At 47.3% G+C, this 17527-nt stretch carries 14 protein-coding genes; 5 read left to right on the top strand and 9 right to left on the bottom strand.

Annotated elements, in window-relative coordinates; genetic code table 11:
- Positions 1-33: 33 nt before the first annotated feature.
- Positions 34-693 carry an HAD family hydrolase gene (locus NSS95_RS02835; protein WP_179234231.1) on the bottom strand — a complete coding sequence of 220 codons (660 nt, stop codon included), beginning with the start codon at positions 691-693 and terminating at the stop codon, positions 34-36.
- A 345-nt stretch (positions 694-1038) separates the two neighbouring features.
- On the opposite strand from NSS95_RS02835, the gene qoxA reads away from it, so the two are divergent.
- The 4 genes from qoxA to qoxD are packed head-to-tail and all read left to right on the top strand — an operon-like array spanning position 1039 to position 4828.
- A complete protein-coding gene (qoxA, locus tag NSS95_RS02830; protein ID WP_035189427.1) occupies positions 1039-1965 on the top strand; it encodes a cytochrome aa3 quinol oxidase subunit II in 927 nt (308 codons plus the stop codon).
- 24 nt (positions 1966-1989) lie between these two features.
- Complete coding sequence (gene qoxB, locus NSS95_RS02825; protein WP_035189426.1) at positions 1990-3939, top strand: cytochrome aa3 quinol oxidase subunit I; 1950 nt, start codon at positions 1990-1992, stop codon at positions 3937-3939.
- Positions 3936-4544, top strand: a complete 609-nt coding sequence (gene qoxC / locus NSS95_RS02820; RefSeq protein ID WP_017553873.1) for a cytochrome aa3 quinol oxidase subunit III — start codon at positions 3936-3938, stop codon at positions 4542-4544. Before qoxB ends, qoxC begins: the two co-directional genes overlap by 4 nt.
- Positions 4544-4828, top strand: a complete 285-nt coding sequence (gene qoxD / locus NSS95_RS02815) for a cytochrome aa3 quinol oxidase subunit IV (protein ID WP_029141973.1) — start codon at positions 4544-4546, stop codon at positions 4826-4828. Before qoxC ends, qoxD begins: the two co-directional genes overlap by 1 nt.
- Before the next feature lie 177 nt (positions 4829-5005).
- Here qoxD and NSS95_RS02810 read toward each other — a convergent pair whose 3' ends face one another.
- From NSS95_RS02810 to NSS95_RS02790, 5 genes are all read right to left on the bottom strand, one after another.
- Positions 5006-5749: an SDR family NAD(P)-dependent oxidoreductase gene (locus NSS95_RS02810; protein ID WP_340713776.1), complete on the bottom strand. Its 744-nt coding sequence runs from the start codon at positions 5747-5749 to the stop codon at positions 5006-5008.
- Between the two features lie 207 nt (positions 5750-5956).
- Entirely contained in the window at positions 5957-6769 is an 813-nt protein-coding gene (gene tagH, locus NSS95_RS02805) for a teichoic acids export ABC transporter ATP-binding subunit TagH (RefSeq protein WP_061086758.1), read from the bottom strand.
- A gap of 67 nt (positions 6770-6836) precedes the next feature.
- Positions 6837-7322, bottom strand: coding sequence for a VanZ family protein (locus NSS95_RS02800; protein WP_340714041.1), 486 nt, complete (start codon positions 7320-7322; stop codon positions 6837-6839).
- A 192-nt stretch (positions 7323-7514) separates the two neighbouring features.
- The gene (locus NSS95_RS02795; RefSeq protein ID WP_104851233.1) at positions 7515-11936 is read right to left on the bottom strand and encodes a S8 family serine peptidase; all 4422 of its coding nucleotides are present in this window, start codon (positions 11934-11936) and stop codon (positions 7515-7517) included.
- Between the two features lie 402 nt (positions 11937-12338).
- The gene (locus NSS95_RS02790; RefSeq protein ID WP_340713775.1) at positions 12339-14084 is read right to left on the bottom strand and encodes a phospho-sugar mutase; all 1746 of its coding nucleotides are present in this window, start codon (positions 14082-14084) and stop codon (positions 12339-12341) included.
- Between the two features lie 188 nt (positions 14085-14272).
- On the opposite strand from NSS95_RS02790, the gene NSS95_RS02785 reads away from it, so the two are divergent.
- The gene (locus NSS95_RS02785) at positions 14273-15148 is read left to right on the top strand and encodes a cation diffusion facilitator family transporter (protein ID WP_035189452.1); all 876 of its coding nucleotides are present in this window, start codon (positions 14273-14275) and stop codon (positions 15146-15148) included.
- 147 nt (positions 15149-15295) lie between these two features.
- Here NSS95_RS02785 and NSS95_RS02780 read toward each other — a convergent pair whose 3' ends face one another.
- The 3 genes from NSS95_RS02780 to NSS95_RS02770 all read right to left on the bottom strand — a co-directional run bounded on the left by NSS95_RS02780 (position 15296) and on the right by NSS95_RS02770 (position 17518).
- The gene (locus NSS95_RS02780) at positions 15296-16282 is read right to left on the bottom strand and encodes an acrylyl-CoA reductase family protein (protein WP_258921942.1); all 987 of its coding nucleotides are present in this window, start codon (positions 16280-16282) and stop codon (positions 15296-15298) included.
- A gap of 16 nt (positions 16283-16298) precedes the next feature.
- Entirely contained in the window at positions 16299-16613 is a 315-nt protein-coding gene (locus NSS95_RS02775; RefSeq protein ID WP_104851712.1) for an iron-sulfur cluster biosynthesis family protein, read from the bottom strand.
- Positions 16614-16792: 179 nt separating this feature from the next.
- Complete coding sequence (locus NSS95_RS02770; RefSeq protein WP_017552242.1) at positions 16793-17518, bottom strand: WecB/TagA/CpsF family glycosyltransferase; 726 nt, start codon at positions 17516-17518, stop codon at positions 16793-16795.
- Positions 17519-17527 lie beyond the last annotated feature (9 nt).

The raw sequence follows: 17527 nt of genomic DNA, 5'->3' as shown, positions 1-17527 counted from the left end.
CCCGCTTCCGGCATGCAGAAGCGGGTTGTTCTGTCAACGGCTTTCAATAAACCGGATTACTTCTTCAAGCGGCGTTTCTGCCATTGACCCGAGGCGGTGGTCAATCTCGCCGAACTTGAGGTCTTTTGTTACCCGGTTCGGGACGACTACGCATGCCATACCGGCGCGTTTTGCCGCAAGCGACCCGTTTGGCGAATCTTCGAAGACGAGGCATTGTTCCGGTTCCACGCCGAGACAGCCGGCCGCTTTCAAATACAAAGCTGGGTCCGGTTTGACTTTTTCAACGTCATCGGAAGATTTGATGCAGTCAAAATAAGCGAGCAGGCCAAGCTGGCGCAAATAGCGGTGCAGCCATTTCCTGTCAGAGCTTGAAGCCAGTCCGACTTTAAGCCCGAGGTTCTTGGCCGACTTTAAATAATCTTCCACGCCTTCGCGGGCCGCGCCTTTTTCGAGCCGTTTTAAAAACATTTCCTCCAGCTCATGGTCCAGTTTTTCTGTATCAAGCGGCTTTTTGATCTGCTCTTCAAGATATTTAAACGGCTTAAAACCCGAATGCGTGCCTATCCCCTTTCCCCATAGTTCAAGCGGCATCTCGCAATCGTAGCCGCGGAAAATTTCACAAAGCGCTTCATAATGTTCCGATTCCGTATCCATAATCAGCCCGTCGAAATCAAAAATCACAGCTTTTATCATCCGTAAAACCCCTTTCTGTTTCCCTTAACATTATACGTTAAAAACACTTTTCCTCCCAGAATGGTTTTGAAATCTTTTCCAAAATATTAAATACCGTATTCCTTCACAAAGTTGTAAATTATTTCTGGATAATGGCAGTATTTGACAAATCTATGAAAAATATATGAACTTTTTATGAAATTTTTATGAAACATGGCGGAATAAGGGTAAAAGACAATACATCTAAATTTTTTTATTGTAAAATAGGTTAGCACCATAATAAAGGTGAAAAAATAAAAGTACCACCTTTTTTTCATTTGCTTTTATTTGTACACTATTTTACCAAACCGGAAGGAGAGAAAAAATGTGTTGAGGAAACTACCTTGGAAACTGGTGCTGCTTTTGTCCCTCACATCGCTCTTTTTGCTCGGCGGATGTGACACCAAATTTGCAGTGCTCGACCCACAAGGTCCAATGGCGCGGGAACAATATCATTTGATTGTTTACTCATCCATCTTAATGGCCTTTGTATTCGTCGTTGTCCTTGGGTTGTATCTTTATATGGTGATAAAATACAGGGCGTCGCGTCTGCCGGCTGATTATAAACCGCCGCAAATCCACGGCCATAAAGTGCTGGAAACGGTGTGGACCATTATCCCGGTGCTGATTATTATCGCCATTGCCATTCCAACCGTTAAAGCAAACTATTCGGTTGAAGAAACGCCAAAATCCATGAAAAGCGAAAAACCTTTAACGATTTATGTCACGTCATCGGAATGGAAATGGATTTTCAGTTATCCGGAACAGGGCATTGAAACCGTTAACTATGTAAACATCCCGGCTGGGCGGCCAATCAATTTCGAATTGACATCATCCGGTACGATGGCATCTTTCTGGATCCCTGAACTTGGCGGACAGAAATATACGATGCCGAACATGACGATGAGGCTGATTCTGGCTGCAGACCACCCTGGCGAATATACAGGAAGAAACGCAAACTTCAACGGGGAAGGCTTTGCAAAGATGGACTTCGATGTGTTGGCCCAAACACCGAAAGATTTTAATGCGTGGGTGAAGGAAGTCAAAAGCAGAGCGCCTCAAATGAAAAAATCGGATTATGAAAAACTGATTAAAAAAGAAGGCCTCGTAGGAAGACAGACTTACACGGGAACCCATTTAAAATGGGATAAACCGGATGAACAAAAAAGCTATTATGAAGAATCGGAAAAAGGTGAGAAACAAAATCACCATCACCACCACGATATGTCCGGTATGGATATGGGCGGAAAATAATCATTGGAATAGGAGGAAAACAGTGTGAAACTTAGTGATTTTTTCGTCACCGGTGAACCGGCCATATATGCCGCCGAAGTTGGCATGGCACTTGGCGCGGCCGCTGTGATCTTTTCTCTAACCTATTTCAAGAAATGGAAATGGTTATGGAAAGAATGGCTGACAACCGTTGACCATAAAAAAATCGGGATTATGTACATTATCGTTGCGGTTTTAATGTTATTCCGCGGCGGTGTCGATGCTTTAATGATGAGAACACAGCTTGCACTGCCGAACCAACATCTGCTTGATGCAAACCATTACGACGGGATCTTTACGACCCACGGGGTTGTCATGATCTTATTTATGGCGATGCCGTTTTTGTTCGGCCTGATTAACGTTGCTGTTCCGCTCCAAATCGGGGCGCGCGATGTTGCCTTCCCGCTTTTGAACGCATTCAGCTTCTGGGCAATGGTTGCAGGGATGTGCCTCTTTAATATTTCATTTATTATCGGGGGTTCCCCTACTGCCGGCTGGACGAACTACTTCCCGCTTGCAGGCACGGAATTTACAAAAGGTGTCGGAAACAACTATTATGCAATGGGCCTGCAGCTTTCCGGGATCGGGACACTGGCAACAGCCGTGAACTTCATTGTCACGATTCTGAAAATGAGGGCGCCGGGCATGACATTAATGAAAATGCCGATGTTCGTATGGTCTACTTTGATTACTTTTATCATCGTGCTTTTTGCTTTCCCTGTTTTGACAGTGGCTTTGGCAGAAGTAACGTTTGACCGTACTTTCGGCGCACACTTCTTTACCATGGGTTCAGGCGGCAGCCCGATGTTATGGGCAAACTTGTTCTGGATCTGGGGCCACCCGGAAGTGTACATTGTGTTGCTGCCATCTCTTGGGATTTACGCGGACATTATCGCTACATTCTCGGGTAAACGATTGTTTGGATATGCCTCCATGGTCGTTGCGATGGCTGGTATCGCATTCTTCAGTTATTTCACATGGGTTCACCACTTCTTTACAATGGGGAACACAGCAGTCGTAAACTCGTTCTTCTCGATCTCAACGATGATTATCGCGATACCAACGGGTGTCAAATTATTTAACGAAATCTTTACATTGCATAAAGGGAAAATTAGAACAACAACGCCTATGCTTTGGTCGCTTGCCTTTATCCCGACATTTTTGATCGGCGGGGTTACGGGTGTTATGCTTTCCATGGCAGCAGCAGACTATCAATATCACAATTCATATTTCCTGATTGCCCACTTCCACTATACATTGATTCCGGCAGTCGCCTATGCATGTTTCGCAGGGCTCCACTACTGGTATCCGAAAATGTTCGGCTATATGCTGAATGAAAAACTGGGCAAAATTACGTTCTGGTTGTGGATGGTCGGCTTTAACCTTTGCTTCCTGCCGCAATTCTTTGTCGGCCTCGACGGAATGGCGCGCCGGATGTACACTTATGAAGCAGGACTTGGCTGGACAGGTTGGAACTTCGCCTCTACAGTAGGTGCCTATATCATGGGGATTGGGTTCCTCGTCCTGGCTTGGAACATTGTTTACAGCATTAAACATGGCGTTCGCGACACGACCGGTGATCCTTGGGATGGCCGCACATTAGATTGGGCAACCCCTACACCGGTTCCGGAATATAACTTTGCGAAACAGCCGGTTGTCTCTACACTTGATGCGTTCGCAGAATACAAAGAAAACGGCACACCGATTTACCGGGATGAAGAGTACAAACCGATCCATATGCCAAATAACTCGGCAATGCCATTTTTCTCCGCTGTATCGATGGGCCTTGCAGGTTTCGGCCTTGTCTGGTCCTGGTGGTGGCTCGCCATTCTCGGCGGTTTGATGATGCTCGGCTGCCTTGCGTGGAGATCGTTTGACCCGGATAAAGGGCACTATATCAGTGTAGAAGAAATCATTCGCACAGAAAATACAAGAGCAGGAGGTGTAAAACGATGAGCGACGAACATTTGGATACATCATTGCCCCTCGAATACCAGCGCAATCAGGACCGTTTAACCATTTTCGGTTTCTGGGTTTTCCTGGCGGCTGAAATCACTTTGTTTGCAACGCTGTTTGCAACGTATTTTACACTCCAGCACCAAACAGCAGGCGGGCCTGTTCAGCAGGACATCTTTGAGCTCAAAGGTGTCCTGATTGAAACCTTTGTCCTTTTGACAAGCAGTTTTACATGCGGAATTGCCGTCTTCAATATGCGCAACCGGAATAAAGGCGCGATGCTCGGCTGGTTTATCGTTACCCTTCTTCTCGGTTTAACTTTCGTCGGCTTTGAAATCAATGAATTTGTCACGTACGTTCATGATGGGGCAACACTGCCGACAAGCGCATTCCTTTCCGCATTCTATGTATTGCTCGGAACGCACGGATGCCACGTTTCCCTCGGGATTTTATGGGGAATATCGATTATTATACAACTGATCCGCCGCGGTTTAACGCCGATGACGGCACGCAAATTTTTCGTTGTAAGTATTTACTGGCACTTCCTTGATGTCGTCTGGATCTTTATCTTCACTTTCGTTTATTTAGGAGGGTTGATGAAATAATGGAGCATCATTCAAAATATCCGATCGGCCATGTCATCGGTTTTCTGCTTTCAATCGTATTGACCCTTGTGGCACTGTATGTTGCTTTGTATACCAACCTTTCTAAAACGGCGATCATCTGGACAATCGGATTGTTTGCCTTCCTCCAGGCTGGCGTGCAATTATTTATGTTCATGCACGTCAAAGAAGGCGAAAACGGAAAGATCAATGTCAGCAATATGATCTACAGCATCATCATTGCGATCGTCGTTGTTTACGGAACCATCTGGGTTATGCACTTTTAACCAAAAAAACCTGCATCCTTTTAGCGGATGCAGGTTTTTTTATGGCTTGTCCGGACAGACGCATTTGCAAATACGGCCAAATCGGCGATTCTTCCCGAGGGCCGGTTTATGGCTTGAACGCATCAACCGGTATCAACCCGGACCGGATGGATGCCTTTTGGCGCTGGTTATGCCCACTTATTGCGCTGTATAACCGCCGTCCATGAGCAGGGCAATACCGGTTACAAATTCATTTTCGCACAGGAACACGATGGCATGGGCGATTTCATCCGCACGCCCGAGCCGGCCGATCGGATGCCTTGCGACCAGGCCGTCATAAAAGTCACCGAGTGCTTCCTTATTCACCATGCCGGTTTCAACATACCCCGGGTTCACCGCATTCACGCGAATGCCTTTTGATGCATATTCAAGGGCCAGCGACTTTGTCATCAGGTTGACGGCACCCTTGCTTGCATTGTAGGCAAAAGCGCCCGGTTCGCCGACGTACCCTAAAATAGAGGATGTATTGACAATGCAGCCCCCGCCTGTTTTCAACATTTCACGGATGGCATATTTTGAACCGAAAAATACACCGTTTTGATTGACAGAAATGACCTTTTGATAGTCTTCAAAGGTCAATTCATGGGTTGTGGCCATGACGCCGATGCCGGCATTATTCACCATAATATCCACTCTGCCGTACCGGTTGACGGTTTCTGCGACAAGACCGGCGACGGACTGTTCATCAGATGCATCGGCGCGAATAAAGCATACATCCGCTCCTTTTTCTTTAAGTTCCTTTTCAACCGCTTTGCCGCTTTCTTCGTTGTAATCGGAAATGACCACTTTCGCCCCTTTTTCCGTAAAAGCTTTTGCGGTTGCAAGCCCGATCCCGGAAGCGCCGCCTGTGACAATTGCAATTTTATTTTCTAAGCTGGCCATTATGATTCCCTCCCATTGTGAGTATGTACACATTTTCACTATACCGCTAAAAAGTAAGCGCTGTCAATTCTTGATATCTTTTTTACGAAAAACATTTTGCCTGGCTGGAATCGTTCTTCAGCCGCCACTCCCGGTTTTCCAGCGAAAATCCCGGTAAGCAAAAAGCGGCTGCCCGGCACGCAACAAGCATTCCGGGCAGCCGCCTCCTTATTCTGCCACTTTTTCTTTTCTTTCTTTGCTCCGTTTTTCGAGAATCATCTGTTTGAAGTTTTTCTGTTTGTCTTTTGGCCATGATTTGAATTCTTTCAGGAACTTTTCGTAATTTGGCAGGACATCATCGATCGCGCCGTATTGCTTAATTTCCCCTGCTTCCAGCCACATCGCTTTCTCGCAAAATTTCTTTACCTGGCCCATCGAGTGGCTGATGAAAAAGATCGTTTTGCCCGCATCCTTGAATTCATTCATCTTCTCAAAACATTTATCGGCAAATGTCTGGTCGCCGACCGATAACGCCTCGTCTATGACAAGAATATCAGGGTCAACGTTGACCGAGATGGCAAATCCGAGCCGTGACTTCATCCCGCTTGAATATTTTTTAACAGGCTGGTCAATGAACTGCCCGATATCCGCAAATTCAATAATCTGAGGGGTCAGCTCTTTAATCTGCTTTTTTGTGAACCCAAGCATCAGGCATTTCAGTTCAATATTTTCAAGGCCCGACAATTCATTGTTTAAACCGGAGTTGATGGCAATCAGCGATGTTTCGCCGTTTAATTCAATCGTTCCGGTTGTGGGCGGAATAATACCGGTAATCAGATTGGACAAGGTTGATTTGCCGGCGCCGTTAACGCCGATCACGCCGATGACATCCCCGGCGCTTGCCTCAAAAGAAATATTCTGCAGGGCGTAAAAATCATCCCCGTAACCGCCCGGCAAAATGATGTCGAGAATTTTTTCCGAATTGCTCCGGTACATTTTATACTTTTTCGAAACGTTTTTAAATCTGACAGATATGCTCATAGATTAGAACTCCCTGTTGTATATTCAATACGATTATTATAAAGAAACAAATGCCGTTCGTTAAGCATTATCGGGATTTTTTCCTTCGCGTAAACCATAAAAACAGACAGACGCCAATCATGATTCCGAAGCTGTCAAAAGTGATGACATCTATAAAATGCCCTGTTCTGCCGCTGACAAAACTTTGATGCCATTCGTCAAGATTGGCATAGAGAAAACTTGCCAGAAAGCCGGCCGGAACTGCAAAACGGACAGGAACCAAAACCGTGCGCAAAGTTAGAAGGATCAGCAAAGTACAGACGGCATATTCCGCCACATGGCAGGATTTCCGGATCCAGAATTCAATAAAATCATACGGCAGCGTTGACGTTACAAGCGCACCCCCGTAATAAAATTCGATTTTCGGCAATGTGTTTGCATCGAGGTGTACCAGCTTTTCCAATTCCGGCCGCATGTCCTGTTCCTTATAGGGCTGATTGGAGAAAAGAAACATGGCAGCCATAAACAGGATACATATGCCCGCAAGCACCAACGCGCTTTGTTTTTTCTTCATGAGCAATGGCAAAGCCTCCTATTCGCTCTTTCCATTTTACATGAGTAAGAAAAATGTTGCATCCTTTTTAGGCGTTTTTCTTCCAATGGGCAAAAAAAGAAGTAGCCCTTTTCAGCTGTTTTCGGGAAAATAAAAAACAAGGCATCTGGCCCTGAAACGTTATTTTTCTTTTAAACGGTGGTATGTGTTCCCCTATTTTTGTACCGTAATCGTTTTGGCGTCGCTCCAAATGCCGTTTTTGACAGCATACAACGACAATTTTGTGCCTGCCTTTTGCTTTTTGATTTTCACGATGAACTTGCCATTTTTCCCGGCAACAGCATGGCCGATTGCCGTTTTTCCGGTTTTGACATAGATTTTGGACCCGCTAAGTGCCGTTCCGGTCACTTTCGTTGCGCCTGCTTTAACGCCCTGTGCGGACGGTGCCGGCGGTTTTACGGTTACAACTGTGGTCTTTCCTGGATGGTGCGCCGCATCGGTTGCATAGACATACAGTTTTTTGCCGATCCTTTGCGGTTGTATCTTGACCGCAAATTTCCCGTTTTTATCGGCTTTTCCGGTTCCGATAGTTGTTTTGCCGGCTTTTACCGTGATTGTCGCATATGGCTCCGCTGTGCCGGTGACCTTTTTTGAAAAGTTGGTGACGGTCCGCACTTTTGGCGGAGGTGGCGGTGTTTCATCCGCTACTTTCACTTGCACCGTTCTGCTGGCATAGCCGGTGCTTGTTTGTTTGGCCGAGACGGATAATACTGTGCCCGCTTTTTGTTTCGGAATCGGGACGGTGAATTTACCGTTTTTTGCAGCCGCGCTGCCAAGCTTTTTAGAACCGGCTTTTACTTCGACAACAAGGCCGCTTTTGGCGGAGCCCGTCACTTTCGTATCCCGGTCACCCACTTTGTCCACATGCGATGGCTTCGGCGGAATTTTAATGACTGCCAGTTCAGTGATGTTGCCAGCAAAATCTTCTGCTTTAAAAACATTTTTCCCGTCTGCCAGTTTGAGCGTCATCGTTTTGCTGAATTTCCGCATGGCAAACTGGTCCCCGCTCTTTACGTCCTTGCCGAATGGATGATTGAAAATTTCATTCCCGTTTTCCGTGAAACGGAGCCGGTCAAAATTGTCCGTTACCGTCACCTTGACAGTCCCTGCTTCTGTCCGATTGTCGTTCGGCAAACCATCCGCTTTGATTTCCGGTTCTGTCGAGTCAATGATCACTTTTCTGTTGAATTCCATTTTATTTTGTTTTTCATCGATAGCGGAAATTTTCAGGTCAAATACGCCGTCTTTTTTGAACCGGATCGGTTGGCCGGCCATTGTTGAATCAAACAAATAAGTTCCGTCCACATCCTCATCTACCGGTATTTTCACCGGCGAAACAGCCAAATCTTTTCCTTCCACCGTAACAAATCTGACTTTATACGGACTCGTAATCGTTCCGTATACATCTATATCCCTTGAATCATACGGTGTCAGCGCAAACGGCTCCTCCAAATGGATGCCGGAAACAGCATTTTTCCCGCTTACTGTTTTAGTGGCATGGTTACCGGCATAATCGTAGGCTGTTACGGTAATCGATTGATTGGCTTTCACGCTGAGCGGGACATGGTACGTTTGTCCGGCGTCCGGCTCCACTGCGCCTTCCAAATTCCCGTCAACAAACAGCAGGATGTATTGAACGCCGCTTCCCCCGTTGTCCATGGCGGAAAAGCTGACTTCATCGGCGTCATGGTCATAGCTGATATGGCTGATCTCCGGCACTTTTGTGTCGACCAGTACAGGAATCTGCATCGTCTGCCCCGGTTTTCCGGAATCGCCCGGTGTTGTCCTGATCTGGTAATAATACTTTCCGTCCGCTACTTTTTTATTGTTCGCAGTGCCGTCCCATGTCGTCTCATCCGGAAGATAAGTATACGGCAGGTCATCCCAGATGTTTTTCGGCAAATCATACTCAGTATAGAGCTTCCGGATTTCTTTTTTGTTCCCGTCCAAAATGCTGAATTCGGCCATTTTGCTGTTCCGCAAGAAAGACAGGACCGGTGTTGCAGTATCGCCCGAACCATCCTCGTCCGGCGAAATGGCAATTTTATTTTGGTCGAAATGGTTTTCTTCAAATAGATCCTCGCCGAGGTAGTAACCGTCTCCATCCACCATGCCGGAGATTTGGAAAAATGACTGTTTCCAGTTATACACCATCTGGTCAAGTACAGGTGCCTTCCCCCAATCCCCTTTAAAACCGGAATAAGGGACGGACAAATCCGGAAGCCCAGATCCTTCTTCATGGAACGTGACAAAACCGTCAACAAAGTAGCCGTTTTTCATTTTCTTTGCCAAATTCGCATCCGCCCTAGACAAGTCAATCGTAATCGTGATGTCTTTTGACCCGCCTTTTGGAATGTTCACAGACGGATTGTCTATCGTGACAGTGGCGCCTTCGATTTCCGCGGAAGATAACGCCAGCTTGCCTTGCGCATCGACCCTGTCCGCGACCGGTTTTGTGCTAACGGTATATTCAGCGTCTCGATTGCCAAAGTTGGTTGCTGTTAAGGTAAAAGAAAATTTGTTGGCGCTGATTTCTTTAAGCGCCACTTTTCCGTCGCTTGTCCCTTTCCGGACAATATACACCGGCGTTGTCACCGCCCTGTCGATTTGCATCAGCCCTGCGCCTTGCTTCCGCGGCGAATAAAACGTTTTGGAAGCCGGGTCTGTTAGCGGCATTGCCGTGTTCATGAGCAGTGTCTTTGCCAGTTTTATTTTATCTGCGCCTTTTAGTGACGGAAATGCAGACTGGATGTACTGCAATACAAGCGCAGCGCCGCCAGCAACATGCGGGGTGGCCATCGATGTGCCGCTCATGGTGCCGTACTGGTCATTGTTTAATGTCGAATAAATTTCCCCGCCAGGTGCGGTGATTTCCGGCTTGAAGTCCAAGTTGGACGCCGTTCCCCAAGAGGAGAAAAAGCTCATTTTTCCGGCTTCTGGGTTTTGGATTTCGGCTTTCTTCCCGGTAAAGGTAAGGCTTACCTGTTTTCCTTCCGATAAAGCGGCTTTCATCGCTTCCCCGTCCGCCTGCAATATCGAAATTTGCGGAATTTTGATAAACCGGTCTGAAGCCATTTCGAGAATACCGCTTTGATTATTGTAAATGATGGCCCCATTAGCGCCAGCACTTTGGGCATTGGCTGTTTTTTCAATAAGATTGGTATTGCCGCCACGCGCCATCAAAGCGTATTTGCCCGATAGATCTTTCCCTGCAAAATCTTCTGCTGTGCCATACCCGCAATCCACAACATCGTATGTTTTGTTTACGACATCGTTCGGGTGCCTGCTTCCTGCCGAGAAAAATGGAATGGAGGCCGTCTTTCCACCTGCAACTGTATAATCAAGCAGATCAGCATGGACATTCGTATTTTCCATCGAGGCAACAGACATAGCATTCGGTGCGGTACCCGGTGCATTGACGGTGCCAATGTCCGGGTTGGATGCGAACGGGCTATGTTCTTCCCCGCCAATTTGGCCTTCGTTTCCGGCTGCAACGGACATGAAGATCCCATTGTCGACTGCGCGGCTGACCGCTTTTTGCTCCGGATCATTCCCGTCCGTAGAAACATCCGGCGTGCCAAAACTCATGTTTAATACGTCCGCACCGAGTTTAATGGCATCATCAATGGCTTTCATGTAAATATCGCCGTACGTATATGCTTGATCCTGGTCATTGCTGTACACTTTTAGCGCCAAAAGCTGGGCCTCCGGTGCAATTCCTTTCACGCCGCCTTCCGATTCATTGCCGTTTGCCGCCGCAATGCCCGAGACGTGCATGCCGTGCATGGAAGCACCGTCCCCTTCATCTATAATGTTGGTATTTTTATCTGCATAGTTATAGCCATACGGGACTTTTGCCGTAAAATATTTCCCGGGAAGGGCATCTTTTTTTACGAGATCGGAGACTTTTGCCTGGGTCAGTTTCGGCACCGTGCCTTCCGACAGCACCATATCTTTGTGGCGATAGTCGATCCCTGTATCAATGACGCCGATGACCATGCCTTGCCCTTTATACTTTAAATTCCACGTTTCAGGCGCGCCGGTAAGGCCGTTGCTGGATACGGATTGTAGCTTGTCCTGCGGCCGTTTATACCGGTTGACGATATAAACATGGGATACATTTTCAATTTTCTTTAATTCTTTTATTTTGCCGTATGGGATGGTGCCGCTGATGCCGTTAGCCACTGTTGTAAACTGGTTTTCTACCTTAAGCGGCAGTTTTTTGGACCGGATGGCTGAAAGAACACCAGATTGCTGGTTTTTGATTTGTTGCTGGAGTTCTGTTTTTTTGTCTTTGGAGAGATCTTTATAGCGGATGCCGCGCTTTGTTGCGTAAGTAATGGCCGGCGATCCGGCGAGCTCAATGATGACGCGCACTTGCCGATCCTCTTTATATTTTTCCGCCTGATCGAGCCCGTCCGGTTTCTTGCGGTCAGGCATTTTCACCAATGGATTCGTTTTCTCTTTTCCGGCGGCTTGTGATTTCGATGGCGCCAACAGGATCCCGTTTGAAAAAATGAGTACAACCGTTAAAAGCAAGAATACTAGTTTTTTAGCCGTTCCGGCATTTTTCATTCTCTTTCCCCCTTAATTGCACATCCAAAGGCAACCAAATGGCTGATCCGGCTGAAATAAAACCGGTATCAATATTTTTTGGATTTTTTTGCCGAAAGGTGCATCTGCCCAGAATATATCATGCCTTATTTTTAAAGTAAAGAAAAATCAGGCTCATTTTTTCGGCAAATTTCTGCAAGCTACGCCTGCTTTTGCAGAAAGGGAAAATCGTACTGAACCTGCATGAAACGGGAAAGAAGGACCGGTACAAATACGGGGGCGGCAGCAATACGGGCGGTTCCGGAGAGATGGCCGGATCAGTGAAAATGTTGTTCCGCCTGGGCTGCGGTAGTCCGGCAGTATTCTGCCAGTGCGCGAAAAAAAGCCCCGGACGTCAAATCCGCCCGGGGCACTCCATGAATACTATTCAAGCATACGGTTTACGAGATTCATAACTTCATCGCTTAAGCGTTTGTTCCGTTGTTCGCTCTCCGCGAGGCTGTCCGCTTTCACACCAAAATAGAACTTCACTTTCGGTTCTGTTCCGGACGGGCGCATGCAGAACCATGAACCGTCTTCAAGGAAAAATTTCAGCACATTGGACTTTGGCAGTTCAATTTTTGACGTTTCTCCCGTTTTCGCGTTGGTCCGCACTTGTGATTGATAATCCTCGCGGGCGGATACCGGGATGCCCGCCACTTCTGTTAACGGATGGGCCCGGAAGTTGGCAAGGATGCCGGCGATTTTTTCCGATCCTTCTTTTCCTTTCAAAGTGAGCGATGTTAAGGATTCCTTATAGTAGCCGTACTGTTCGAAAATGTCGAGCAGGCCTTCATACAATGTTTTTCCCATCGACTTATAGTAAGCGGCCACCTCCGCAGCAAGCACTGCCGACTGCACCGCATCTTTATCGCGCACAAAATCGCCGATTAAATAACCGTAGCTTTCTTCATACCCGAATAAGAAAGTATGAGCACCGGTTTTTTCAAACTCTTTGATCTTTTCACCGATGAATTTAAAACCGGTCAAAGTGTCGATCGTCGGGATGCCGAAAGACCGGGCAATATCGCGGCCGATTTCCGACGTCACAATCGTTTTGATGACAATACCGTTTTCAGGCAATGTCCCTTGCTTTTGTTTTTGTGTTAAAAGATAATGGAGCAGTAATGCACCTGTCTGGTTGCCGGTTAAAACCTCGTATTTTCCTTCATGGTTTTTTACGGCAACGCCAAGACGGTCAGTGTCCGGGTCGGTGCCAAGCAAAATGTCCGCGCCGATTTCTTCGCCGTAGCGGATGGCAAGTTCAAAAGCGGCATGTTCTTCCGGATTTGGCGATTTTACTGTTGAGAACTCGGAATCCGGCAGCTCCTGTTCTTTTACAACGGTGACGTTTTGAAAACCGAAATTTTCAAGGCCGCGGCGGACCGGGAGATTGCCTGTCCCATGCAGCGGCGTATAGACGATTTTGAAAGAATCTGCAACCGAACTGATCACTTCCTTGTTTTGGCGGAGTTTGATGAGCTGGTCCTGGTAAGCTTTGTCTACATTTTCGCCGATATAAACGAGCAAGCCTTTTTCGATCAGATCCTTTTCTTCGCCGACTTCGACAAGCAGCTCATTTTCGACACGGTTCACATAGCCTGTCAGTTCGTCCGCTTCTTTTGGTGGCATCTGCCCGCCATCCGGACCGTAAACTTTGTAGCCGTTGTATTCTTTCGGGTTATGGCTCGCTGTGATGACAACGCCGGCATAAGCGGTCAAGTACCGGACCGCAAATGACAAAAGCGGCGTCGGATGGAGGGAATCAAATAAATAGGCTTTGATCCCATGCTTGCCGAGCGTTTTTGCAGTTTCAAGCGCAAACTCCGGCGACTTGCGTCTTGAATCGTAGGCAATCGCGACCCCGCGGTTTACGGCTTCTTCCCCCTGGTCGAGAATGAAGTTTGCCAGCCCTTCTGATGCTTTCCGGACTGTATAAATATTCATGCGGTTCGTGCCGGCGCCCAGTTCCCCGCGCATACCGCCCGTTCCGAACTCGAGGTTTTTATAAAAGCGGTCTTCCAGATTTTTTTCATCCCCGCTTACGCCGGCTAATTCTGCTTTTAATGCGGCATCCAGCTCTGCAAAGCGGTTCCATTTTTCATAAGAAGTTTTCCAATCAGTGCTCATGTTGGCCTCCTGTAAAAATTTTTCTATTTCCATATTAGCATAAATTTGTTGAAATCCCAGACCTTAATGAATGTGAAGGCGAATTTTCCCGCATCTAACTTTTATAGCGGCCGGAAAAAACGTTGCTGTAGACCCACCCTGCCCTTCATTGTTATGATAGAGAAGTAAACCAATTGGAAGTGAATGCAATGAATGAAGAAAAATACCAAAATTTAAAATTAGGCGAGTATGGCATTATGGTCAGCATGGCGGCCTATTTAAGCCTGTCGGTGCTGAAACTGGTAATTGCCTTCTATACGGATTCAAGCGCCCTGAAGGCAGACGGGCTGAACAATATTACGGACATCCTGTCTTCGATCGCCGTCCTGATCGGGCTCCGCCTCTCCCGGAAACCGGCGGACCGCGACCATCCTTACGGGCATTGGAAAGCGGAAAATGTCGCCTCCATGGTTGCTTCTCTCATTATGATGGCGGTCGGCATCCAGGTGCTCTATGATGCCATTCTCTCGATCATACATGGAAAATCCGAATCCCCGGATATGGCTGCGGCATGGACCGGATTCCTTTGTGCCGCCGTCATGTTTTTTGTCTATTTGTACAATAAACGATTATCAAAGCGCATCAATAGCCAGGCGGTGCGGGCAAGCGCGATGGATAATTTGTCCGATGCCTGGGTGAGTATCGGCGCGAGCATCGGCATCATCGGTTCGCAGTTCCATCTTCCGTGGCTTGATCCGGCGGCTGCGATTGTTGTCGGCTTATTGATTTGCAAAACCGCCTGGGAAATTTTCCGTGATACTTCCCATCTTTTAACAGACGGATTTGATGAGTCGGAGCTGGAAAATTATAAAGCGAAAGTATTAAGTGTAGCCGGCGTCCAAAGCGTGAAGGATATTAAAGCGCGGCAGTACGGAAACAATACGGTCATTGATCTTGTCATCGGCGTTGATCCGTCTCTTGATTTGCGTCATGCCCATGACATTTCCACAAAAGTGGAGAATTCACTGATCCGCGATTGTGAAGTATATGAGGTCATTGTGCATGTAGAGCCGGCGGAAAGTTAAAACCCGGACAGCTTACATCAGCCGGATGGGTACACAGATGATAGTTGTAGATTTGCCCGCAATTGAAATAGCCGTTTTGGGGCTTGCTTTTTCAAACGCCAAAACGGCCAATTAAAAAAGGATGCGAATACCACGCATCCTTTTTCGTTACAATTTTACAATTGTCCGACCCTGAAGCTTGCCTTCCAAAATATTTGAAAGGGCGGCCGGGACTTGCTCAAGGCTAATTTCCCGAACAATTTCACTCGTCAAATGTTCCGGCTTAAATTCGCTGGCAAGTTTTTCCCAAATTTTCACCCGGAGATCCATCGGGCAAAAAACAGAATCGATTCCGAGCCAGCTGATAGCGCGCCCGAGAAACGGCGTTACGGTCGTTGTGACTTCCCTTCCACCGGTAAGACCGCTCGTTGCCACCGCCCCGCCGTACTGGAGTGTGCTGATGATGTATTGTGTCGTTTTCCCGCCGACAGGATCGACTGCCGCTGCCCATTCTTTTTTGCGAATCGACTGGTCTTCATGGTCCGTAACGGCTTCCCTGTCGAGGATACGGGCCGCACCGAGCCGTTTTAAATAGGCGTGTGCCTCTTTTTTTCCGGTTGAGGCCGTGACTTCATAACCCCTTTTTGCCAAAATATCGACAGCGACACTGCCGACACCGCCGCTTGCCCCGGCAACAAGCACCGGCCCCTGTCCCGGTTTGAGCCCGTGGTCTTCTAGTTTTTGCACGGACAGCGCTGCCGTAAAGCCGGCTGTCCCTAAAATCATGGACTCTCTTAACGTCAGCCCTTTCGGAAGCGGCACGACCCAGGCGGCCGGCACGCGCGCCATTTCACTGAATCCGCCGAAATGCCCGGTGCCCAGCTTATAGCTTGTGACGATCACTTCATCGCCTTCTTTAAAGCGGCTGTCAGCGGATGCAAGCACCGTTCCCGCCAAATCAATCCCCGGTATGAATGGATACGATTTGACAAAGTCCCCTTTCACGCCAACAAGCGCATCTTTGTAATTGACACTTGAATAGGCGACTTTTACAGTGACTTCCGCGTCCGGCAGCCGGCCCGTATCCCATTCCTGTACGGAGAGTACCGGCCGTGATGCATTTTCCATGACCAATGCACGAAAAGTTTCTTTCAATGCAAAGCACCTCTTTTTACTCGGCTCTTGTCAAGTCAAGATTGTATTGGTAAACTTCCTGATCTGAAGAAAGTTTGTACCCTTTATTCGGATTGTAATCGATGATGACTTTCTCACCGAGCTGTTTTTGGCTTGCCTTCGACACAAGGAGCGGAATGCCATAAACATTAAATAAATCGTCATCTTCCCGTTTATGGTCAATTTTTAAAGAATGTTCCGCAGCAATTGTACAGCTCCCGACAAAGACCGCCTCAATCCGGATGCCTTCGCCTTCTTGAAATTCAATTTGTTTGAATTGGGAGAGTGCAGAGGGTTTGATATCAATTTCCATCATCTTTCTCACCTTTCTTTTACAAATGATTTCATTATCGTACCCGCTTTTCCCTTTTGTAAAACAAAAATAGCACATCTTTTATTGTCGGCAAGTACCGGGTATTTCCTTCTTTTTTTGGCACGTGTCTGAATTCCCGTCCTGCACGCCCTGTTCCTTTCAGCGCCGGAAAAAGGAGACTATGAATGTTTCCATTTATATCGCAAAATCCGGCACAAAAAGATGAGGCTGCCGAAATTTCGCTTCCACAGCCGTTTCGGTTCGCGCAACAATCGGAACAGCCACTCGATCCGCAATTTCCGGAACAAATACGGGGCGCGCGGTACGTTTCCGGATGCAAAATCAATAAATGCGCCGACGCCGAGCCGTGCTGTGCAAGAAAGTTCCTGATCGAAGCCGGCAATGAATTTTTCCTGCAGCGGAACGCCCATTCCGACGAGCAGCACATCGGCATGCGAGCGGTTAATCATCGCCACAATCTCATGTTTTGATTGAAAATACCCGTGGTGGCAGCCGGCAATTTTTAAACCGGGATAATCCCTGCGGAAATGTTGTATCGCGCTTTGCAGATTCGTTTCGGTAGCACCGAGCACAAATACGGAGAAGCCGTTTTTTTCACAGCGCTTTAATATTTTCGGCGTCAAGTCGGTACCGTTTAAATTGCCGGCAAGCGGAATGTCAAACAGTTTTGCGCCGATTTCAATCCCGACCCCATCGTTGAGCAGATAGTCGGCTTCATTGATAATTCGGTAGTAGTCGCGGTCGGTTTGGGCGATATTGTAGCAGTGCGCATTCAAAAAGAACACATTGGTTTTGATCCCTTCGTGTACCCGGCTCTCAAATTCGTCCAAAAATTGTTCTTCTGTAATTACGGTCAAATCGATATTGCCAAATGCCTTTTTCAAAACAGTTTT

Origin of the sequence: Weizmannia sp. FSL K6-3076, from assembly GCF_038007245.1 — a bacterium.
GTDB classification, from domain to species: Bacteria; Bacillota; Bacilli; order Bacillales; family Bacillaceae_C; genus Weizmannia; species Weizmannia faecalis.
Note: the sequence above shows the minus strand (reverse complement) of the source record. Positions and strands in the feature narration are given on the sequence as shown.